Annotated in this window: 19 protein-coding genes; 15 read left to right on the top strand and 4 right to left on the bottom strand. The window is 56.4% G+C overall.

Translation table 11 applies throughout. The features are described 5' to 3' along the window. Positions 1–38: 38 nt before the first annotated feature. The gene (locus ACW4TB_RS23455; protein WP_012313596.1) at positions 39–1,001 is read left to right on the top strand and encodes a cyclase family protein; all 963 of its coding nucleotides are present in this window, start codon (positions 39–41) and stop codon (positions 999–1,001) included. A gap of 161 nt (positions 1,002–1,162) precedes the next feature. Then, positions 1,163–2,179, top strand: a complete 1,017-nt coding sequence (locus ACW4TB_RS23460; RefSeq protein WP_279933634.1) for a LacI family DNA-binding transcriptional regulator — start codon at positions 1,163–1,165, stop codon at positions 2,177–2,179. An 18-nt stretch (positions 2,180–2,197) separates the two neighbouring features. Here the strand turns inward: ACW4TB_RS23460 and ACW4TB_RS23465 are convergent, their stop codons facing one another. Then, positions 2,198–3,145 carry a nuclear transport factor 2 family protein gene (locus ACW4TB_RS23465; protein WP_279933633.1) on the bottom strand — a complete coding sequence of 316 codons (948 nt, stop codon included), beginning with the start codon at positions 3,143–3,145 and terminating at the stop codon, positions 2,198–2,200. Then, positions 3,142–4,146 carry an LLM class oxidoreductase gene (locus tag ACW4TB_RS23470; protein ID WP_279933632.1) on the bottom strand — a complete coding sequence of 335 codons (1,005 nt, stop codon included), beginning with the start codon at positions 4,144–4,146 and terminating at the stop codon, positions 3,142–3,144. Before ACW4TB_RS23470 ends, ACW4TB_RS23465 begins: the two co-directional genes overlap by 4 nt. Positions 4,147–4,498: 352 nt before the next feature. Here ACW4TB_RS23470 and ACW4TB_RS23475 point away from each other — a divergent pair, with 352 nt between their 5' ends. From ACW4TB_RS23475 to ACW4TB_RS23510, 8 genes are all read left to right on the top strand, one after another. Continuing rightward, positions 4,499–5,035 carry a 2,4'-dihydroxyacetophenone dioxygenase family protein gene (locus ACW4TB_RS23475; protein ID WP_007913179.1) on the top strand — a complete coding sequence of 179 codons (537 nt, stop codon included), beginning with the start codon at positions 4,499–4,501 and terminating at the stop codon, positions 5,033–5,035. An 82-nt stretch (positions 5,036–5,117) separates the two neighbouring features. Then, positions 5,118–6,044, top strand: coding sequence for a LysR family transcriptional regulator (locus tag ACW4TB_RS23480; RefSeq protein ID WP_012313601.1), 927 nt, complete (start codon positions 5,118–5,120; stop codon positions 6,042–6,044). Positions 6,045–6,435: 391 nt separating this feature from the next. Beyond that, positions 6,436–7,824 carry an MFS transporter gene (locus ACW4TB_RS23485; protein WP_279933631.1) on the top strand — a complete coding sequence of 463 codons (1,389 nt, stop codon included), beginning with the start codon at positions 6,436–6,438 and terminating at the stop codon, positions 7,822–7,824. A gap of 65 nt (positions 7,825–7,889) precedes the next feature. Then, positions 7,890–9,110 carry an alpha/beta fold hydrolase gene (locus ACW4TB_RS23490; protein WP_132844253.1) on the top strand — a complete coding sequence of 407 codons (1,221 nt, stop codon included), beginning with the start codon at positions 7,890–7,892 and terminating at the stop codon, positions 9,108–9,110. A 322-nt stretch (positions 9,111–9,432) separates the two neighbouring features. After that, positions 9,433–10,395, top strand: coding sequence for a 3-hydroxyacyl-CoA dehydrogenase (locus ACW4TB_RS23495; protein WP_012313604.1), 963 nt, complete (start codon positions 9,433–9,435; stop codon positions 10,393–10,395). A 50-nt stretch (positions 10,396–10,445) separates the two neighbouring features. Further along, positions 10,446–11,372, top strand: coding sequence for a BKACE family enzyme (locus ACW4TB_RS23500; protein ID WP_007913166.1), 927 nt, complete (start codon positions 10,446–10,448; stop codon positions 11,370–11,372). Positions 11,373–11,482: 110 nt separating this feature from the next. Further along, a complete protein-coding gene (locus ACW4TB_RS23505) occupies positions 11,483–12,853 on the top strand; it encodes an MFS transporter (RefSeq protein WP_012313605.1) in 1,371 nt (456 codons plus the stop codon). Then, a complete protein-coding gene (locus ACW4TB_RS23510; RefSeq protein WP_012313606.1) occupies positions 12,850–14,376 on the top strand; it encodes a UxaA family hydrolase in 1,527 nt (508 codons plus the stop codon). Before ACW4TB_RS23505 ends, ACW4TB_RS23510 begins: the two co-directional genes overlap by 4 nt. Positions 14,377–14,439: 63 nt before the next feature. Here the strand turns inward: ACW4TB_RS23510 and ACW4TB_RS23515 are convergent, their stop codons facing one another. Beyond that, positions 14,440–15,132, bottom strand: a complete 693-nt coding sequence (locus ACW4TB_RS23515; protein ID WP_279933630.1) for a GntR family transcriptional regulator — start codon at positions 15,130–15,132, stop codon at positions 14,440–14,442. Positions 15,133–15,328: 196 nt separating this feature from the next. Then, positions 15,329–16,117, bottom strand: a complete 789-nt coding sequence (locus tag ACW4TB_RS23520; RefSeq protein WP_039601737.1) for an SDR family oxidoreductase — start codon at positions 16,115–16,117, stop codon at positions 15,329–15,331. Between the two features lie 131 nt (positions 16,118–16,248). Here ACW4TB_RS23520 and ACW4TB_RS23525 point away from each other — a divergent pair, with 131 nt between their 5' ends. The 5 genes from ACW4TB_RS23525 to ACW4TB_RS23545 all read left to right on the top strand — a co-directional run bounded on the left by ACW4TB_RS23525 (position 16,249) and on the right by ACW4TB_RS23545 (position 22,384). Next, positions 16,249–17,037 (top strand): glutathionylspermidine synthase family protein, encoded by a 789-nt coding sequence (locus ACW4TB_RS23525; protein ID WP_455843087.1) that lies wholly within the window; start codon positions 16,249–16,251, stop codon positions 17,035–17,037. Between the two features lie 235 nt (positions 17,038–17,272). Further along, positions 17,273–17,755, top strand: coding sequence for a formate dehydrogenase subunit gamma (locus ACW4TB_RS23530; RefSeq protein ID WP_279933629.1), 483 nt, complete (start codon positions 17,273–17,275; stop codon positions 17,753–17,755). After that, on the top strand, positions 17,749–19,308 hold the full coding sequence (locus tag ACW4TB_RS23535; protein WP_279933628.1) for a formate dehydrogenase beta subunit: 1,560 nt from the start codon (positions 17,749–17,751) through the stop codon (positions 19,306–19,308). Before ACW4TB_RS23530 ends, ACW4TB_RS23535 begins: the two co-directional genes overlap by 7 nt. Continuing rightward, a complete protein-coding gene (fdhF, locus tag ACW4TB_RS23540) occupies positions 19,305–22,184 on the top strand; it encodes a formate dehydrogenase subunit alpha (protein ID WP_279933627.1) in 2,880 nt (959 codons plus the stop codon). The genes ACW4TB_RS23535 and fdhF overlap by 4 nt, the downstream gene beginning before the upstream one ends. Then, the gene (locus tag ACW4TB_RS23545) at positions 22,181–22,384 is read left to right on the top strand and encodes a formate dehydrogenase subunit delta (RefSeq protein WP_012313612.1); all 204 of its coding nucleotides are present in this window, start codon (positions 22,181–22,183) and stop codon (positions 22,382–22,384) included. Before fdhF ends, ACW4TB_RS23545 begins: the two co-directional genes overlap by 4 nt. Positions 22,385–22,506: the final 122 nt, after the last annotated feature.

Genomic DNA, 22,506 nt, shown 5'->3' on the forward strand with positions numbered 1-22,506 from the left:
GCGGTACAGCTAATCCAATAATAAAAGAGGCTCAGAAAATGACAGACAAGACCGTTCCGCACATTCATGACTTGCTCAAAGACTCCCCTAAGAACTGGGGTAAGTGGGGGCCGGATGATGAGGTTGGCTCACTCAACTACCTCACAGGTGTCGAGGTGCTCCAAGGTGTCAAAGAGGTCACGCAAGGCAAGACATTTACTTTGCAGGTGCGGATGGCTGATCCTGCAGGTGACCCGGTCTGGCCTGGGCGCTCTCAGTCAAAGCGCATGAATATCATGGATCGTGGCCACTACAACTGCGGCAAGGGCCCACACTTTCCAGGCTCGTACGAGTTCGCCGACGATGTAATGTTTTTCCACCTTCAGGGTTCAACTCAATACGACGCGCTCGGCCACGTTTGGTACGACGACCAGATCTGGAATGGGTACAGCGCTGATACCACTATCGGCTCCCTGGCCAAGGCGAGCGTTGCTCCGCTGGGTGAAAAAGGCATCGTTGGCCGAGGCATTCTGATCGACATAGCGCGCCACCGTGGTAAAGACGTGCTGGATGCAGGTGAAACTTTCAACCATGAGGATCTAATGGCTGCGGCCCGGGCTCAAGGCGTCTCTATCAACAAGCGCGACATTCTCATCATCCGCACTGGATGGATTGGCTCGTTTTATAAACGCGATCCGGAAGAGTTTTACAAAGACTTTATCGAGCCTGGCCTGACTTACAGCCCTGAGCTGGTGAAGTGGTTTCAGGAGATGGAAATTCCGAACATTGTCACCGACACCATCGCTAACGAAGTCACCGTCGATCCCGTGTCAGGGGTTGCGTTGCCGTTGCACAACGCACTCATGAGGAACTTGGGTATCACTCTCACTGAGATCGCTCAGCTTGATCCCCTCGCTGAGGACTGCGCTGAGGACGGTCAGTGGACGTTCCTGTACACCGCAGCTCCTCTAAAGGTCGTAGGTGGAACCGGCGCTCCTGTGAATCCAATCGTCATTAAATAAGTGTCTTTGCCTGGGGGCAGCAGAAATGCTGCACTCAGGTTTTTCTCTCCAATTAACGGCTCCCGAACGGCAGGCTGTTGGCTTATCATCCTCTGTGAAAATCGAGGGCGTTCTTCTGATCGTCCTATCTCCGCGCTACGATCGAGGATGCTGAATCTCCAATGAAAAAAATCGAGAAACCGAAGCTCAAGGATGTGGCTGAATTGGCGGGCGTCTCGATGGGGAGTGCTTCAAGAGCATTGGCTGTCCCGCACTTAGTGAAACCTACAACGCTGGCCAAAGTACAAGCAGCTGTTCAAGAGCTAGGGTACGTGCGAGACGGGGCTGCGCGTGCTTTGGCATCGAGGCGCACGCACAGCATCGGAGCCGTGTTTCCTACTTTTAACAACCCTGCGTTCGCTGAAGCTGTCCAGGCCCTCCAGTTAAGGCTAACGGAGCTTGGGTATCACCTGATCATTTCTTCCCATGAATACGACCAGGCGCAAGAACTGGTGAACGTAAGGAACATGATTGAGCGGGGTGTCGAAGGCCTACTGTTGGTGGGTACTGAACATAGTCCTGAAATTTATGAAGCACTAACTGCCGCCCAATGCCCATTCATTCTCATGTGGTCGCTAGATGGTGCTCACGACCATCACTGCGTGGGGTTCAGCAATGAGGAGGGTGGTCGATTGATAGCCAAGCACTTGCTTAGCCTTGGTCATCAAAGTATCGCCATGATCAGTGGAGTTGTCTCTAACAACGAACGGGCAAAATACCGTCTGAAAGGAATCACCGCTCAGCTACTCGAGTCCGGGATAGAGCTTTCAAGTGAACGGATTATTGAGCAGCCATTCACGATTGAGGGAGGGCGCGCCGGGCTGCGGATTGCTATGGAGCTTAACCCCAAGCCTACAGCCATTGTCTGCAGCACTGACCTCACCTGTATCGGAGCGTTGGCGGAAGCGCGCTCCAATGGGATCGACGTCCCCAAAGAACTATCAGTCAGCGGGTTCGATGATATCGAGTTCGCGGCTGCCTACGTGCCAGCCCTGACGACCGTCCGGGTGCCGACTTCGAAAATTGGAATCAGCAGCGCCAACAACATCGTTGCGCTGATCGAGGGGAGCCAACTTGCACGCCGCGAGCGCATACAAATCGAACTCGTCGTCCGAGATAGTACGGCGCCACGGCCCTAGAGCGTTTTCAGGAAGAGACTAAACTCTTGGTGCTTCATTGGCATTGAACCAGCCTGGGCGGTACTCGCTCCAGGTCAGTTGCCAGAATCCCTCATGCTTGCGACGAAGTCGCATCCGGTAATGCGCGCCATAGAGAGGCGTGCCATCTTGCGTGTGTGAGTTTCCAGGAATGACTCTGCCGACAATCATTTCCGCTACACCCTTTTCCTCGTCGGACTTGATCTCCAGCACGTCCGCGAAATGCTGCATCCACGGCCAGGGCCTGCGAAATTCTTTGAAGGAGCCGATGATCGCGTGGCGCCCTTCAATAAGGCCCATCGGTTGGAAGTCGCCAGCGGCGTCGTTGGTAAAGCAATGAGCAAGCAGCTGCATGTCAGCTTGATCCAGCGCCCATGAGTAACGAGCGTAGGTTTCAGCAATACATTCCGCACTGGTCACCGAAGCCGTTGAGTTAGGGAAAGCAAGCCATGGCGAATTCAGCTCGCTAACGATGGTCGGGGCTGGGTCGCCAATCCTCCATCCGTCGTCACCTGGTGGAAGCTGCCAGTGAATTGCAAGCGAGTAGTCCCCGGTTATCCAATTCAAGGCAATCAGCACGCTGTCGAGGCGCCAGGTGCCTGCTGTCTTTTTCATAGAGCCTGTGACAGTCATTCCAAATCCGAGCGTGGCCGACTTTGTGGCTTTGCTGATATGGCCATATGCGTAGAAACTGAATTTGGCGTCGGTTTCTCCACCACCCACATAGTGATTGGTTGCCTTCACTGAAAAGCCATCAGCCTTGGCACGGTCTTGCTGGAAAGCTCTGACAATCTTGCGTCCACCCTCATGAGCGGACATGTGGCTTGTAACCAGCTGGCAATTGTCAGTGAACATATCCCCAGCAGATTCCCAATAACCGCTCTCCCAGGCTTCCAGAAAGGTGGCTATAACGCCCTTAATGTCGGTGCGATCACTTGAGCCGGTCACTGGGTCACCTGCGAGACAGGTTGGCCTATGGGAAAGTGTGGCAGGACATACTCAGCCATCTCCTCCAGGACATCAGCGGCTGGTCGCTGCAGAGGTTTGATATTCAGTGCGACGTGTGAAACACCTTCATCCTGTTGCCGTTTCCAGAGATCCACGAGAGCATTACGCCCGATCCTTATTCCGTTGTAGCCGCGTTCCAGCGGTGTGCTCGGATCCTTCGCCAGATCGAAAAACGTCGCGTAGCCGTATGGTTTTGCATTGCCGGTCTGACTGGCAGAACGGAACTCGCGGATGAGACCGGGCAAACGATTGAAGTCGCTCAGATGCCAAATCCAGGCATCGGCATTATTGGCGATCCACTCAAGCGTCTGACGGGCCCGGCCTACGACAATCATGGGGAGTCGAGGGCCAACTGGCTTGGGTACCATGTCTAGCAAGCCTTCCAGCTGGCCGAAAAGTTTGGTTGAGACGCTTGGGAAGCTGTTTTCAGTGATTGTCTTAATCAGCTCGAAGCCTTCCCGGTATCGTTCTTCTCTCGCTTCGAAATCAATCCCGAATGCTGGATATTCAATCGGGCGATCTCCGCTGGAGAGCCCTAACAAGAATCGTCCACCGGTGAGCTGGTCAACCGATACAGATTGTTTAGCAACGATCAACGGCTCGCGAAGTGGAAGAACGATTCCTGTCGTTCCCAAAGCAATTTTTTTAGTTACGGCTGCCAAATATCCAAGGTAGACGAAGGGGTCGATCATCTGCCCGGTGTCACCAAAGCTTGGATCGTAGAAGGGCACGTCCCTCATCCATAAACTTGCAAAACCAGCCTCATCTGCGATTCGAGCAAGGCGCTGATGATCCTGCAAAGTAGGGAACGGCGAATTTGGGTAGCCTTCAAGAGGCATGATGTATCCGAAGGTGAGGCCGTCGGGCTGGAACACTCGCGAATAGGCCGGGTGAGCTGCAAGCTCGGGACTGAGCTCAAGTGAAGGGCTGAGAGAAGTCATTGCTAAACCTCATTATTTTAAGCCGATTACTACTGTGTAAGCGGCTTTCAGATGAACAGGTCTGCATGGTAGTGAAGGTATTGGGGAAAATGTGTCCCCTCTGACGGGGCGCGATCCACGGGTGGCCGGTATCCACTCAATGAAAAATCTGCTGGGTCAATCGCTTGAACTCGTGCGCAGTAGGCGTCTTAGATAAGTCGCGGCCTTCAACGGGATGAGCCCTACGCGCTGTGACGAGTGGTCACAGATGGTGTGAATTTCTGAGTATTCTCCTGTGCGAGAGCATCACCTACTCTCACTCAGCGATTGAAATCCTGGCTCGCTCGCCAGTCACACGTTGAGAGAAAATATAATGAATACGCCCGTTAAACCTGATGAACTTGCCATTCCCTATGCTTTGCCGCAGGTGCCTTTCATGTCTCCAGACATGGTGCATCCAGGCGTTATGACCACTTGGCTCGAAGACGATAATCTCTGGGTGCCTGTCACCAAGTCAGTATCTTTCAAACCACTGCTGCTGAGCGTTAGCGGTGGGTACTACATCAACTTGCTTCGAGTGCGGCAGAGCGGGGTTTTGTCACGTCACCGCCACTCAGGTGCAGTGCATGCGATCGTGTTGAAGGGGCGTTGGTACTACCTCGAACACGATTGGGTTGCTGATGAAGGCTCCTTTGCGTTCGAGCCGCCAGGGGAGACTCACACCCTGTTCGTCCCTGAAGATGTCGAAGAAATGATTACTTGGTTCCACGTTCAGGGTGGCTACACTTACGTCGACCCGCAGGGTGTCGCGGTTGGCTATGAAGACGTTTTCACCAAGCTGGAAGCTGCCCGCAGCCATTACAAAAATTTGGGCTTGCCGGACGATTATATCGAGCAGTTCATTCGCTGATTCTGGTTCAAAAAAAACGCGCTACGGCGCGTTTTTTGTGTAGATAAACAGGTAGATTCAGTCGCGTAAGGAGCGTACCGAAATGGATCAATACTCTCAAATGCTAGCCTTCATCTGGTCAACAGAGTGCGGAAGTTTTTCTGCTGCCGCCAGGGCGCATGAGATGACTCCGTCGGCCATCAGTAAATTGATAGCGCGGCTGGAGGATCGGCTTCGGGTTCGACTTTTCCAGAGGGGTTCCCGAGTCCTCACCCTTACGGAGGAGGGGGCTGCTTATCTGCGCAGTGCGAAAGCTGTGGTTGAGGCGATGAGTGAAGCTGACTCTCTGGCAGAAGGGCTTCCTTCAAGGGTCAGTGGCACGCTTCGCATCCACACGATGACCTCTTTTGCGAAGCAGCAGATCGTGCCTTGGTTGCCGGAATTCCTCGACACTTATCCGGGTCTTGATGTCGAGATTCAGTTAGGCGCTCAGTTCATTGACCAGTTCGAGCAGGGATTGGACATAGCCATCCATAGCGGGATTCTTCCGAGCTCTTCCAGAATTGCAAAGAAGATAGGCGAATGTGAATGGTTGCTGTGTGCTTCACCTGACTATTTGGAAAAGTATGGAACACCGCAGCAGCCACAAGACCTGATGAATCATCGATGCTTTAACTTCAGTTTTGCCAGCCCTTGGAACAAATGGGCCTTTATCCAGGACGGTCTGGGTGTGACGACCCCTGTGAAGCCCCGAGGATCGTTTACCCAAGGCGAACTGCTGAGGGACATGGCCAAATCAGGCGCGGGTATAGTCCGCCTTGCAGATTTCCACATTGGAAAAGACATTCAGGACGGATCGCTGGTGCTCCTGCTTGACGAGTACAAAGCGGAGATCTTGGAGCCTATTTACCTGCTTTATTCAGACCGTAAGCATCTGAGTCCTCGCATCCGGGTGTTCATCGAGTTTTTTCAGGAAAAATGGATTGCTCACCCATGGAAAATCGTGAGACGACTGCCCGGAGCGGTTTGATAGCCACTACGGCTCGGCGCCTACTTTCACTCTACCTCCGCGCAAGCGTGCAACTGTGGCTCCTGCACAAGGGAGCCAATACTCCACCGCTCTGATAATTTTCCCTCTTGCTCTGTGCCCAACAGAGCTCTCAAAAATTTGAGACCTGTTCCCCAGTAATTACTTAGCCAAATGCTTCGCTGGCACCTCTCCCATTTTGTGCCACTGACCTGTTCCTGGCGGTCACAGCAGGTGTGCTTTGCCAGCTATATTCAGCCCTGAAATTGAGCCATAACCTCTGTCCATGGTGAGCGGTACGACAAGTGCTGGATCATCTCGGATGTTGAGGCGTATGTGTGCGAAACACCGATCCTCAGCCGGAGAATAAAAATAAATACCCGGAGATATCCCCATGGGATTTGCTCAAGACAAAATCGAAGCATTACCTGCGGTCAATCGTGTGCCAAAAGGAGCAGGTGCAGCCTCATGGGGCGCGATGGCCCTTTTGTGGCTCGTGTATGCCATGGATGCCAACTCCCGCCAGATGTTCTTCATGGTATTGCCCTCGATCACCAGCGAGTTCAAGACAAGCGCTGAGCTGACTGGACTGCTTGCCGCTTTCATCACGATCGCTACATCTTTGATAGCCGTGCCTTGCATGATTTGGGCTGATAAAGGCGGTCAGGGATGGATGCGAAAATACCGCCACCTGCCAATCGTGATTGCTTACACGCTTTTCACCTTTCTGACCGGCCTCAATTTCTTGACCGGCTCCCTTGGAGTGCTGGTCGCGCTGCAAGTGATCTCTCACGCATTTGGGGGGGCTGGCGAAGCCATCGAAGTCACCTCCTTGTCTGAGTGGTGGTCGAAGGAGCGCCGTGGTTTCGCCCTAGGACTTCATCACACCGGATACCCTTGGGGCACATTGATCGGTGGCTTGGCGATCAGTGCTCTACTCCACGCTTACGGCCCGGAAAATTGGCGTTTGGCATTCCTGCTGTTCCCTGTGCCGATGATCATCATCTTTTCGGTCTACTGGTGGTTCAGTACGAAGAAGCGTTACGAATCCTTTGTTGGACACGCTCAAGCCGTGGGTGAGACCCCTCCATCAATGGAAGCTGTAAAGGGTGTGGTGGAGGTGCCCAAAGGCGCGTTCAAGTCTGCAATGAAAAATCCGAACATCTCAGCTATCGCTCTAATCTCGATGTTCGCAATCGTTGGCTACTTCGGCATCAGCTTCTGGTTACCCCAGTACCTGGCATTTGTTGCCCATTACAACTTCGCAGAGGCGGCTGCTTACTCGGTGCTCTTCACGATCACCGGTGGTATCGGCCAGATCGTTTGGGGATGGATCTCAGACCGTGCAGGCCGAAAACTTTGCCTAGTGCTTGTTTTCGCGTGGCTTGCGGTGGGCATGTACCTCTTCAAATACTCATCCGTCAGCCTGACTTGGCTTATCGCGATTCAGTTGTTTGCTGGGTTCGCAATGAACGCGCCCTACACGTTGGTCTATGCCATTGCGTTTGACTCTGCGAAGCAAGGCACGACTGGCCTGGCGGGCTCAATCGTCAACGTCGGTATTTACGCCGGTGGTTTTGGGCCATTCGTGATCGGGATGTTCATCGGCGCAGGTGGTGGCTTTGAGCAGTCTGCGGGCTACAACTACGCGCTCTACTTTATTTCCGGCCTCATGGTACTGGCAGCCATCATTACCATTTTCTTCACCCGTGAAACTACCGGTTGGTTCCTTAAGTACGACAAGGCGCTGGTATCGAAGTCCTCTTGCAACATGGGTTTGTAACAAACCGATCGTACCTGCACTGACAAGAAAATCCCTTTGGGGATAGCTAAAGCTAGGAGAAAGTCATGACCCTTATTAATGATGCCAAATGGTTGAGCCAGTTCGCCGACGAGTTAAACGGTGATGCTGATTGGACTGCCGCAGCTCGCTATTTTGATGGGCGCATTCAATTCAAGCACAGCACAGGTTTCTCAACGCTTGCGGTTCTCGCCGGTAAAGTCGTTGCGGTTTACCCGGAAGGAAGCCCGTTGGGCGCTGACATCATCGTGTCTGGTGCTGATGATGAGTGGCAGCGCGTTCTTGACGGAAAGATCGACTGGTTTGAAGCGTTGTCCCCTGGATTGGGAAAACTTGAGCTTGAGGGAAACGTGGTCGCTGCATGGCAGTACGTAGATGTGATGGCTCGCGCGTTCGACGCAATGAAGCGTGTAGGGAAAACCGATACAAACCCTCCGCTCTCCTATTCTCCCGGGCCGAAGCCGTCGGGCAAAGAGACGGTAGGACGGTACATCACCGTGGATGGAATTCGCGTTTACTACGAAGAAGCAGGGGAGGGACGTCCACTCGTTTGCTTCCACGCGGCATCACAAGATTCTCTAATGTACAGGCACGTACTGGACGGTCTGTCAGATGAGTTCCGCGTCATTGCAATTGACGCTCCCGGGCATAGCAAATCAGAGCTACCCGAATCAGGCCCATTCCACAGCCTCACTCGCCATGCGGAGTTCAATGAGCACCTTATGGAGGCCTTGGGACTTGAGAAACCCGCCATCATGGGATGCTCGATGGGCGGCAATCTGGTGCTGGAATTGGGGGCACGTCGACCCGATGCGTACAGTGCAATCATCTCAGCCGAAGGGGCAGATTTCACCCCAACGGTTTCGGAGTTCTTCCTCGATATGTTGCTCATGAATGGGCCAGAGATCATCGGTGCCTGGTCTCGTTCGATGACGGGCAATCGCACTCCACCAGATCGTGCGAAGGAGGTGGTGTGGCAGATTTCGCGCACCACGCCGCAGGTGATGAAAGGTGACCTGACAGGTTATGCGAACTTTGATCAGCGGCAACAGGTTGGAAAGATCAAAGCGCCTGTTCTACTTCTGCGCGGTGACGCGGATTGGTTGGTGTACCAAGAGAAGGTTGAGGAAACAGCATCTCGCATTCCCGGCAGTAAGATCGCCGTGCTTGCAGGTACTGGCCACTATCCAATGACTGAAAACCCGCTGGAGTTCTGTGACACGGTACGCGCGTTCCTTCGTGAAGCGGGTCACGGCCACGCCGACTGAACGATGTGATTGAGGAGCCCGCTCGGCAAGCGGGCTTTTCTGCATTTATTGAACGCGAAGATTCGATCCCGAAAAGCCTATTCAATTCCCGCACAACGAACCTGAAGCGCGTCGAGCCACTGGGGCTCATGCCGTCTGAAGGTGCTCTCTCGACCTTCAAATTGCCTGCATAGCCGATCGTCTGACAATCGGAAATATTTCCTTGTGATCTGTGATCACAGTGGATAGCATCTGTCTCAGAGCGAGCATCTGTGCGTCAGCTTTGATCACCAACCGCTCAAACGATTACTCCTAAACATAAATACAAAATTTGGAGAACATCATGCGAACTACAGCTTCATCTGCGACCGAGCGTGGCCCCATTGCAATCGTTGGCGCGGGCTTGATTGGGCGAGCTTGGGCGATTGTTTTTGCTCGGGCAGGACATCCGGTGCGTTTGCACGACATGGATCTGCAGACAATGCAGAACAGCCATGCCTACATCGAAGCGAGACTTAATGAGCTCGCAGAATTCGATCTTCTTAATGACGCCCCTCTCACCGTACTGGCACGCATTACTTGCGTTCCCGACTTGGCTGATGCGCTACGTGACGTGGTGCTTGTACAGGAAAACGTTCGGGAAACGGTAGAGGCGAAAATCGACATCTTCAGTCGAATGGACGCGTTGGCGCCCAAGGACGCGATTCTTGCCAGTTCAACTTCATGGTTACCGGCCTCCGAGTTCACAAAAGATCTACCAGGTCGGGGGCGCTGCGTAGTTGCACACCCTACCAACCCGCCTTACTTAGTTCCTCTTGTAGAGCTATGCCCTGCGCCGTGGACAGAATCTGAGGTGATGGTTCGAGCGCATGAGATCTACACCGCAGCTGGGCAGAGCCCTGTCGTTCTATCCCGAGAGATCCATGGCTTCTTGTTGAACCGAGTTCAAGCCGCAGTCCTCAACGAATGCTTCAAATTGCATGAGGAAGGCTTTGCTAGCTCGGAGGACATTGATCGGGTGCTCAAGGATGGACTCGCCCTCCGCTGGTCATTTATGGGCCCCTTCGAAACCATCGATCTCAACGCCCCTGCCGGCGTATCTGACTATGCCAAACGCTACGGTCAGCAAAATCGCGAAACGATCAATTCCGAAAATGCTTTTGACTGGTCGGAATCAGCAGTCGCTCGAGTACATGACGAGCGCCGCCAAAAACTTGAACTCGAAGGAATTGCCTTGCGATCCGCTTGGCGTGACCGCCGCCTTATGGCTCTCGCTGCGCACAAGCGTCAAGCACCAAATTCCTGACGACATCACTCCATCCTGAACACCAAAATAAAAGTAACCAGGAGATCACCATGGCTCGTAAAGTCATCATCACTTGCGCGGTCACCGGCGCAATTCATACGCCTTCTATGTCCCGTTACCTGCCGGTAACACCAGGTCAAATTGCCGAAGCGGCGATTGGTGCTGCTGAGGCTGGTGCCTCAATTGTTCACCTACACGCTCGTAATCCAATTGATGGCAGCCCCTCTCAGGATCCGGAACTATTTAAGCAGTTTCTACCCGCTATCAAAGAGGCTAGCGATGTGGTGATCAACCTGACTACAGGTGGCGCACCGACAATGTCGCTTGAAGATCGACTTCGTCCAGCACATCAGTTCAAACCGGAAGTGGCCTCACTGAACATGGGCACGATGAACATGGGTCTTTACCCAATGCTCAATCGGTTTAAGGAGTTCAAACACGCTTGGGAGGAACCATACCTCGCCGGCAGCCATGACCGCATTTTCAAAAATACATTTACCGACATAGCCCACATCCTCGAGTCATGCAGTGAGAATGGTACCCGTTTTGAAATCGAATGCTATGACATTGGGCATCTCTACACCGCTGCACATTTCATTGATCGTGGCCTCATCAAACCCCCGTTTTTGATCCAATCGGTTTTCGGCATTTTGGGCGGTATCGGCGGGCACCCTGAGGACGTCCTGCATATGCGGCGCACAGCTGATCGTCTTTTCGGAGATGACTATCAGTGGTCGGTTCTTCCAGCAGGAAAGCAGCAGATGAGCATTGGTGCTCAATCAGCCACGCTTGGAGGACACGTGCGTGTGGGTCTTGAAGACTCGCTTTGGGACGGGCCGGGCCAATTGGCAAAAAGCAACGCCGATCAAGTCTCGCGTATGCGCAAAATTCTCGAAGGGCTTTCACTTGAAGTGGCGACACCTGCTGACGCGAGGGAAATCCTGAAGCTCAAAGGTGGCGATAACGTCAATTTCTAAACGCGGGTACTCATCCCCGTAAAGCCTATCTAGAGGATATTTTGATAACTAAAGGTCGCGGCACAACACTCGCGCCTTAGCAATTTATCCTCATGAGGAGAACATGAATCATGTTAGCTACGACCCATACAAAAACACAAAAGGGACAGTCGCTGAACGCTTTAATGTTTCGCAAATTGATGCCGATGTTAATTGTTGCTTACATTATAAGCTTTCTAGACAGAACTAACATTTCACTTGCCAAAACACACATGGCAGTAGACTTGAGTATTTCCGCTGCCGCCTACGGTTTCGGTGCAGGGCTCTTCTTCCTTACTTATGCACTCATGGAGGTACCTAGTAACCTGATCATGCATCGGGTAGGTGCCCGACTCTGGATCACCAGGATCATGATCACCTGGGGGTTGTTGTCTGCCGGTATGGCCTTCATTACCGATGAGACTACGTTTTACATTGCCCGCGCACTACTGGGCGCAGCTGAAGCCGGATTGTTCCCAGGTGTAATGCTCTATTTAACCTATTGGTTTGGTCGTGAGCAAAGGGCACGTGCCAGTGGCTATTTTCTAATCGGGGTCTGTCTCGCGAACATCATCAGCGGGCCGGTTGGCGGGCTGCTGTTAGAGATGGATGGAATCTGGGGTTGGCACGGCTGGCAGTGGCTGTTCTTCTTGGAGGGAATTCCAGCTGTTCTATTCTCCGTCGTGATTTGGCGAAAGCTTCCGGACGGCCCATCTACGGCAACTTGGCTATCAAAGGAACAAGCCACTGAAGTAGAGCAAGTTCTGAAAAAAGAACATGATGAAGAAATCGCCTCCGGCAATGTTGGTCATTCTTTTAAGGGTGTTCTTAAAATCCCTCAAATTTGGCTTGCTATCGCGGTGTACTTCCTCCACCAAGTTAGTGTTTATTCAGTAATTTTCTTCTTGCCCGGCATCATCGGCACGTATGGAGGCTTGTCATCGCTACAGATAGGATTGTTAAACTCAATCCCATGGATAGCAGCAGCACTCGGCGCAGCGTTTCTTCCAAAGTATGCAACTACTCCGAAAATCTCACGCAAAATAATGTTCGGTGGTCTGCTCCTGATGTCGGCTGGATTGACCCTCGCGGCCTATACCACTCCACTGATAGCACTAATAGGATTTACCCTTACGGCATCGATGTTTTTCGTTGTTCAGCCTGTGATATTTCTCTTCGCCAGCTCAAGGCTGGCGGGAGTAGGTATGGCGGCGGGTCTGGCGTTAGTGAATACCTTTGGTATTACTGGTGGCTTCTTCGGCCCTTCACTTCTTGGCTTCGTTGAGCAAACTACTGGGAGTACGAAGAATGGACTCATCATTGTAGCGGCTCTTTTAACGCTCGCCGCATTCCTGAGTTTGAAACTACGTCAGGCACAAGAAACGATTACTACAAAAACGCGGGACAACATTGTATTGTCCCAGGTTGCGCCGTGTATTACTGATAATGCGAGGACAAAATGAAGAGTACATCCCTGGTACTTAAACTACATCCCGACGACAACGTTGCAATCGCGCGTGCTTCGATACCTCAAGGAACCGTGGTTACGGAGTTCGGTAATATCGTGGTGTTCGCCGATGTCCCCGCAGCGCACAAGATTGCCCTTGCACACGTAAACCCAGGTGATCCTGTTCTGCGTTACGGCCAGATTATTGGCTTTGCTACTAAATCCATTGAGCCAGGCGATTACGTGCATACGCACAATCTGGAGATGGCGACGTTCGAGCGAGACTACGCGTTCGGCGAGGATGCCAAAGTCGCGTCGCCTGCAGCCTCTCCTGTGACATTCCAAGGTTTCGTCCGCGCTGACGGGCGAGTAGCAACTCGAAACTACATTGGTGTAGTAAGCACGGTGAACTGCTCCTCCACTGTTACCAAAATGGTGGTTGAACACTTCTCGCGAAACGGTGTTCTGGATGCTTACCCAAACGTGGACGGTGTGGTGCCGATCACCCACAGCTTCGGTTGCTGCATAGAGCACAATGGCGAGGGGGTGAACCAACTGCGGCGCACGCTAGGCGGGTTCATCAAGCACGCCAACTTCGCTGGCGTGGTGGTCATCGGCCTTGGCTGTGAAGCCAACCAGATGGGCGCGCTGTTCATGGCCCAGGGCATCGAGACCGGCAAGCTTATCGCTCCTGTGGTCATCCAAGACGTTGGCGGAACCCGCAAGGCAGCGGATGCCGCCATTGCCGCTGTGGAATCGATGCTGCCGGTTGCCAACGAGTGCCGACGCGAGCCGGTCTCGGCGCGGCACCTGACCGTTGCGCTCCAGTGCGGCGGTTCAGACGGATATTCGGGCATCACGGCCAACCCCGCCCTCGGTGTGGCTGTCGATATGCTCGTAGCGCAAGGTGGAACGGCCATCCTTAGCGAAACGCCGGAGATCTACGGTGCTGAACACCTGCTAACTCGTCGCGCTGCAACCCGTGAGGTCGGCCAGGGTATCGTAGACCTTATCAAATGGTGGGAAAGCTACGCAGACCGCGAAAAAGGCAGTATCGATAACAACCCCACGCCTGGTAACAAGGCCGGCGGTCTGACGACCATTCTTGAAAAGTCTCTAGGCGCAGTTGCCAAAAGTGGTTCGTCAGCACTCATGGGCGTTTATCGTTACGCCGAGCCCATTACAGTCCGAGGCTTGGTGTTTATGGATGCGCCTGGCTATGATCCTATGGGTGCCACTGGCCAAATCGCCAGCGGCGCAAATCTCGTTGCGTTCACCACCGGACGCGGCTCGTGCTTTGGCGCCAAACCTGCTCCTTCGATCAAGCTTGCGACGAATACCAAAATGTACACTCGCATGAAGGATGATATGGACATCAACTGCGGGGATGTCATGGATGGTGATGCCACCCTTGAATCGAAGGGTAAAGAGATTTTCGACATGCTCATACGCGTGGCTTCTGGGGAAAAATCTAAAAGCGAGGCGTTGGGCGTCGGCAATGAAGAAACAGTGCCTTGGATGATCGGCGCTCAGATGTAATAAGCGAGCAAAAAAAGAGGCGCCCTGATACCAGAGCGCCTCTTTTAAAACATGTTGGTGGAATTAATCAGCTTCTACAGGTTTGTGCGCATCGGCAACGATCAGCGCCCCTGTATTCAGGATAAACTCGGCAGCACTTTTGATGTCATCTTGCAGTGATTCACGGGCGGCAACGGAGTCCCCCTTCTTTAAAGCATCAACCATCGCTGCGTGATGGCTGGCTTGCACTCGCTGAACCACACGCTCAGTGCCAGATCGTAGGTCATAGTTGATGATAGGCCCTATTCTCAGCCACAGGGACTCAACTATCTGGAGCAGGATGGGCATGTCCGCCTGGTTATAAATTGCGAAATGCAATTCTTTATTCAGTGTAATCAGCCGTGACTCATCGGGAGCGCCTTTTGCAAACTCCGCGCAAAATGCCTCGTGTATCTTTTCTATCTCAGCCAGCGCCTGCGAATCAACAAGCTCGGCAGCACGAGCGGCAGCTTGCCCCTCCAGATTCAACCGGATACTGGTGATTTCCCGGAATTGGCTGACTGTCAGTACAGGAACGCGAATATATCGATTAGCCGCCATTTCAAGCGCTTGCTCAGCGACCAACCTGTGAACAGCCTCTCGCACAGGCATGACGCTAACACCTAGAGCGTCCGCGAGAGATCTGAGGGAGAGCTTTTCCCCAGGCATAACGCGTCCACTTATCAGCAGATCACGCAGCTGGGCATAAACGTCCGCACTGAGGGTCTGGCGGATCATGGGCGTTACGAGTGTGGATAGGTTCATGGCTAGAATTATAGGTGGGTTCGATCAGCCGGCATAGGAAAATGAGACCTCTGTGATCACGGATGTGCTGCTATCGAATTGACAGAATTGGGGAGGACGAGCTCTCTGGCACACGCACAGCAAACGTCTCGCTACCAAGGTCGGTGGCGAGACGTGTAGGCCTGACTGATCAAAGATACTCAACATTACCGTCGATGCTGATCGCTTGTCCTGTCACATTGTTACCAGCAGGAGAGCATAGAAATAAGGCCATTGCGGCCACGTCTTCGGGTGGAGTCATCCGGCGCAATGAGATTTTCTTCAAAATTTGTTGGCGCATCTCCGGCTCGGAAATGCCTAACTGTTTGGCGCGGTCACTGATCACGCGATCCTGGCGAGGGCCCTCGACGATGCCGGGCAGCAGTGCGTTGACTCGAATGTCTTTTTCGCCCAACTCGGCTGCCAATGACTTCATAAGACCTACGATGGCCCACTTGGTCGCTGCGTATGGAGTTCGCCAAGCGTAACCTAAGCGACCCGCGACGGATGAAATATGAATGATGTGTGCGTGTTCTGACTTTGTCAGGAGGGGGACAGCATTATGAGCGAAACGATACTGCGCATTGAGATTGATGTCTATTGTCTGTTCCCATTCGGCATCGCTAATTTTGTCGATTCCGCCGGTCGGCCCTGCTATGCCTGCATTGTTGATAAGGACATCAAGTCCATCCACCCACTCCTGTTGTATCTCGAAAACTCGCTTGATCTGGGCAGTGTCGGAGACGTCAGCTAATGTGGCCAAAGCCTCAGGGTGGCGCTCACGAAACTGTACGATCGCCTGCTCGCTTACATCACAGACATGGACTCTTGCCCCAATTTCGAGATATGCAGCCGCGATCGATTCTCCAATACCTGCTGCACCACCAGAAATCAAAACCCTCAACCCGCTATAGGGTGTCAGCCGCTTCATCACGTTCATAGCTAAATGCACCTGTCTTATTTTTGTTTATGAGTTCTTCCTCGGCTACGGCCCGCATAGCCAAGAAACGCTTTCTACGTGATATGTGATCACAGATGGCTTGTCAAGATAGGAATGCCGCAGGTTTTCAGATGATTACTGGCGTGGGTGCTTACTCCTGCTCCGGTTCAGCATTCCTACCTGCGTCCCGTAGTCCATTTCTGAATCGCCCTTTCCACGCCCTTGAGCCATTGCGATGGAAAACTGAGCTCCCTAGTCTCGCTGGGCCGCTGCAAAAAATAGCGGGCGGGTCTGCAAGCCCGAACTGGCCTCAACTGCTGTTGATTTTTTCAACGGTGGTTGCCTGCGGGTGGTCTTCGGGCCATGCGGGTGTCCGCACACGGCATATCGGCCTGCACGACAACGGCCGGTTCGTCGACCTGCAGGGCCAGCCCATCCAGCGCCTGTTCAAGCTGCATGCCTGGGAGCATATCTTCCATGAGGACTTCGGCCAGGCGATCACCGGCTGCGACACGCAGTTTGTCGAGCCGCCGTGGAAGGCACTGATCTCCAACAAAGGCATCCTGCCGTTGTTGTGGGAGTGGTTTGAGGGGCATCCGAACCTGCTGCCGGCCTTTGTCGACGACAACCCGCAGACCCCGGTGCCCAAGGGCTGGGTGCGCAAACCGTACTTCTCGCGTGAAGGCGCCAACGTGGATATCCGCACCGAGGATGGCCGGCGGGTTTTTGAAGACGGGCCCTATGACGATGCGTCCTATATTCTGCAGGCTTTTGCACCTTTGCCGAAGTTCGTTGACAGTTACACGCTGATTGGTTCATGGGTGATTGGCGACAAGGCCTCGGGGCTTGGCATTCGTGAAGATGATTCGCTGATCACCAAGGACAGTTCGCGCTTCTTGCCGCATGTGGTACTGGGCTGACCGGCCCTCTGGTCGGTTTCAGGATGCGCCTGGTCGTTCGCGTGCATCCCTTCGGCGCCACAAGTGCCATGCTTGTGGAATGCCCCTGAGCCCAGTGCGCGCAGACGCACGGCCACCGGCAAGGAGGCCACCGACAACCACGCAACCGTGACGTGGGCGGTGTGCCGCAGCAGAACACGCCGGTCACCTGCCCACTACAACAACAGGCGGGGGCCGTGATGCCGAGGTCCGCTGTATGCCTGATCAATTGCCCCACCTGCCCGTGATCCAAAGTATCCTGAGTCGCCACCAGGACACCCCCGGCGCGCTCTTGCCGATCCTGCATGCCGTGCAGGAAAGCATCGGATTCATCCCCGATGCCGCCGTCGCTGACATTGCCCATGCCCTTAACCTCAGCCTGGCCGAGGTGCGCGGGGTAATCTGCTTCTACCACGATTTCCGTACCGCGCCCCCGGCCCGCCATACCCTGCGCTTGTGCCGCGCCGAGTCGTGCCAGAGCCGTGGCAGCGAGGCACTGGCCGCGCAGCTGCGTGAGCAGCTGGCGCTGGACGACCATGGCACCAGCGCCGATGGCGCCATCAGCCTGCGCCCGGTGTACTGCCTGGGCGCCTGCGCCTGCTCGCCGGCCCTTGAACTCGATGGTCAGGTGCATGCGCGCCTGACCCCTGAGCGCCTGCGCTCGCTGGTCAACGGTTGCCTGGAGGACACAGCATGCTGAAGCTGTTCATCCCCTGCGACTCGGTGGCCCGTGCCGTGGGCGCAGATCAGGTTGTCGAGGCGTTGCAGCGCGAGGCCGAGCGCCGCCAGTTGGCGCTGGATATCCAGCGCACCAGCTCGCGTGGCCTGTATTGGCTCGAGCCACTGGTGGAGTGCGAGCGCGCTGAAGGGCGGCAAGGCTTCGGCCCGGTCACCCCTGAGGATGTGCCTGCGCTGCTCGATGCATTGGCGGCAGAGCCCGGCAGCCATCCATTGGCGCTCGGGGCCGTGGAAGCGCTCCCTTACCTCAAGACCCAGCAACGTCTGCTGTTCGCCCGCGCCGGTATCACCCGGCCATTGTCGCTGGATGACTACCGCGCCCACGGCGGCTTTGCGGGCCTTGAGCAAGCCGTTGCGCTGGGCGGCGCCGAAGTGGTCGCCGCCGTGCTCGATTCCGGCCTGCGCGGCCGCGGCGGCGCAGCGTTCCCGGCAGGTATCAAATGGCGCACCGTGCGTGACGCCGGGGCAGGGCAGAAGTATGTGGTATGCAACGCCGACGAAGGCGACTCCGGTACCTTCGCCGACCGCATGCTGATGGAAGGCGACCCCTTCCTGCTGATCGAAGGCATGATCATAGCCGGCCTCGCGGTGGGTGCCGACAAGGGCTATATCTACGTGCGCTCGGAATACCCCGACGCCATCCGTGTGCTCAATGAGGCCTTCGTCATCGCCCGCGACGCCGGTTATCTCGGTTTCGACGTGGCCGGTAGCGGTCAGGCCTTCGACCTGGAAGTACGCGTGGGCGCGGGAGCGTATATCTGCGGGGAGGAAACCGCGCTGCTCGAATCCATCGAGGGCAAGCGCGGCATCGTCCGTGCCAAGCCGCCGCTACCGGCCCTGCAGGGCCTGTTCGGCCTGCCGACCCTGGTGCACAACGTGCTCACCCTGGCCTCGGTGCCCACCATCCTGGCCAAGGGCGCGGCGTTCTACCGCGACTTCGGCATGGGGCGTTCGCTTGGCACCATGCCGTTCCAGCTGGCCGGCAACATCCGCCATGGCGGCCTGGTAGAGCGTGCCTTCGGCCTGACCCTGCGCGAGCTGGTGGAAGGCTACGGGGGCGGCACCGCCAGCGGCCGGCCGCTCAAGGCTGCCCAGGTCGGTGGCCCGCTGGGTGCCTGGGTGCCGCCCAGTCACTTCGACACCCCCCTGGACTACGAGGCCTTCGCTGCCATGGGCGCGATGCTCGGCCACGGCGGTGTGGTGGTGGCTGACGACACCCTGAACATGGCCAGCATGGCGCGTTTTGCCCTGCAGTTCTGCGCCGAAGAGTCGTGTGGCAAATGCACGCCTTGCCGCATCGGTTCTATCCGCGGCATGGAGGTGGTCGACCGCCTGATCGCCAGCAGCGACCTAACCGAACGCCATGACCAGGCCCTGCTGCTGCGCGACCTGTGCGACACCATGCAATACGGCTCGCTATGCGCCATGGGCGGCATGACCGCCTACCCGGTGGCCAGCGCCCTGAAGTACTTCCCGGCCGATTTCGGGCTGACCACCACGGAGGCCGCGCAGTGATCAATTACTTTGACCCCGAGACCGATCTGGGCACCCCTGAACGCCACAGTGATGTGCAGATCAGTCTGAATATCGACGGGCGCAGCGTTAGCGTGCCGGCGGGCACCTCAGTGATGCGCGCCGCCGCCATGCTCGGCACCACCATCCCCAAATTGTGCGCCACCGACAGCCTGGAGGCCTTCGGCTCCTGCCGCATGTGCATGGTCGAAATCGATGGCATGCGCGGATACCCGGCGTCCTGCACCACGCCTGTGAGCGAAGGCATGGTGGTGCGCACGCAGACGCCACGTCTGGCCGACCTGCGTCGCAATGTCATGGAGCTGTATATTTCCGACCACCCGCTCGACTGCCTGACCTGCTCGGCCAATGGCAACTGCGAACTGCAGACGGTCGCCGGCCAGGTCGGTCTGCGCGAGGTGCGCTACGGCTATGACGGCGCCAATCACCTGGCTGAGCAGAAGGACGTATCCAACCCGTACTTCGATTACGAGCCCAGCAAGTGCATCGTCTGCAGCCGCTGCGTGCGTGCCTGTGAGGACATCCAGGGCACGTTCGCCCTGACCATCACCGGGCGCGGCTTCGAGTCGCGGGTGGCGGCAGCCGGTGGTGACAACTTCCTCACCTCCGAATGCGTGTCGTGCGGCGCCTGCGTGCAGGCCTGCCCGACGGCCACCCTGACCGAAAAAAGCCTGGTGCAGATCGGACAGCCGGAACGAGCGGTGATCACTACCTGCGCCTACTGCGGCGTGGGCTGCTCGTTCCGTGCGGAAATGAAGGGCGACCAGTTGGTACGTATGGTCCCCGACAAGAACGGCGGCGCCAACCACGGGCATGCCTGCGTCAAGGGCCGCTTCGCCTGGGGCTATGCCACCCACCCTGACCGCATCACTAAACCGATGATCCGCAAGCATCTGGATGACCCTTGGCAAGAAGTCAGCTGGGACGAGGCCGTCGCCTACGCGGCCAGCGAGTTCCGGCGCATCCAGCTCAAGTACGGGCGCGACTCCATCGGTGGCATCACCTCCAGCCGTTGCACCAACGAAGAAGCCTACCTGGTGCAGAAGCTGGTGCGCACGGCGTTCGGCAACAACAACGTGGATACCTGCGCTCGGGTTTGCCATTCGCCCACCGGCTATGGCCTCAAGCAGACCCTTGGCGAGTCGGCGGGTACCCAGAGTTTCGATTCGGTGATGCAGGCCGACGTGATCCTGGTGATCGGTGCCAACCCCACCGATGCCCACCCGGTATTCGGTTCGCAGCTCAAACGCCGCCTGCGCCAGGGCGCGCGGCTGATCGTCATCGACCCGCGGCGCATCGACCTGGTGGATTCGCCCCACGCCCGTGCCGAGCTGCACTTGCAACTGCGCCCGGGCACCAACGTGGCCATGCTCAACGCCTTGGCCCATGTGATCGTTAGCGAGGGGCTGCTGGCCCAGCGCTTCATCGACGAGCGCTGCGAGAGCGAGGCCTTCGCCCGCTGGCGCGACTTCGTCAGCCTCGCGCAAAACGCCCCTGAAGTGCAGGGCCCCGTGTGCGGCGTGCCCGCCGAGCAGATCCGCGCCGCCGCCCGGCTGTATGCCACAGGCGGCAACGCGGCGATCTACTACGGCCTGGGCGTGACTGAACACAGCCAGGGCAGCACGGCGGTTATGGGCATCGCCAACCTGGCAATGGCCACCGGCAATATTGGCCGCGAAGGGGTAGGGGTAAACCCCCTGCGTGGGCAGAACAACGTGCAGGGCTCGTGCGACATGGGTTCGTTCCCGCATGAGCTGCCAGGCTACCGGCATATCTCCAACGAGGCCGTGCGTGCCGAGTTCGAGCAGGCCTGGGGCGTAACCCTGCAGCCCGACCCGGGCCTGCGCATCCCCAACATGTTCGAAGCGGCGCTGGACGGCAGCTTCAAGGCGCTTTACTGCCAGGGTGAGGACATCGCCCAGAGCGACCCCAACACCCAGCACGTCACTGCAGCGCTGCGGGCCATGGAATGCGTGGTGGTGCAGGACATCTTCCTCAACGAGACGGCCAAGTTCGCCCATGTGTTCTTGCCGGGCAGCTCGTTCCTGGAAAAGGACGGCACCTTCACCAACGCCGAGCGCCGCATTTCGCGGGTACGCAAGGTGATGCAGCCGCTGGCCGGCAAGGCTGACTGGGAGGCCACCGTGGCCTTGGCCAACGCCTTGGGCTACCCGATGAGCTACCGCCACCCGTCCGAGATCATGGACGAAATCGCCCGCCTGACACCGACCTTTCACCGTGTCAGCTACGCCGAAATCGACCGCCATGGCAGCCTGCAGTGGCCGTGCAACGACGCAGCCCCCGACGGCACGCCGACCATGCACATCGATCAGTTCGTGCGGGGCAAAGGGCGCTTCATGCTCACCGGCTATGTGCCCACCGACGAGAAGGTCAACAGCCGCTACCCACTGCTGCTGACCACCGGGCGCATTCTCAGCCAGTACAACGTCGGCGCCCAGACCCGGCGCACCGCCAACGTCGCCTGGCATGCTGCTGACTGCCTGGAGCTGCACCCCACCGACGCCGAAAGCCGCGGCATTCATGATGGCGACTGGGTCGGCATCGGCAGTCGTGCAGGGCAGACGGTACTGCGCGCCAAAATAAGTGAGCGCGTGGCGCCGGGGGTGGTGTACACCACCTTCCACTTCCCCGAGTCCGGCGCCAACGTGATCACCACAGACAATTCCGACTGGGCCACCAACTGCCCGGAGTACAAGGTCACGGCGGTGGAGGTGGTCAAGGTGTTCCACCCGTCGCAGTGGCAAAAGCGCTACCAGGACTTCAGTGATGAACAGCGGCGCCTGCTCAAGGAACGTCGCACGGCCGACAAACCCGAACAGGCCGAGGTACGCCGATGAGCATCGAAAACCTGGTCAAGATGGCCAACCAGATTGCCCATTACTTCGACAGCGAGCCTGATCATGCGTTGGCGGTGAAAGGAGTGCAGCAGCATTTGCAGAACTTCTGGACCCCGGCGATGCGCAGGCAGTTGGGGGAATGGGCCCAGGCCCATGCAGGGGAGGGCTTGGACCCCAAGGTGGTGGCGGCCTTGGCTTAGCGTTTGTCTGCGCTGCCCCCGTCGCCAGCAAGCGATGGCACTCCTGGACTGCCCTCGGATTGAGTGCAACTCCTGTGGGGCCGGCTTGCCGGCGATAGGGGCGGTGCCGACAAAATGAAATG

The sequence above is a fragment of the Lelliottia jeotgali genome (assembly GCF_977070485.1).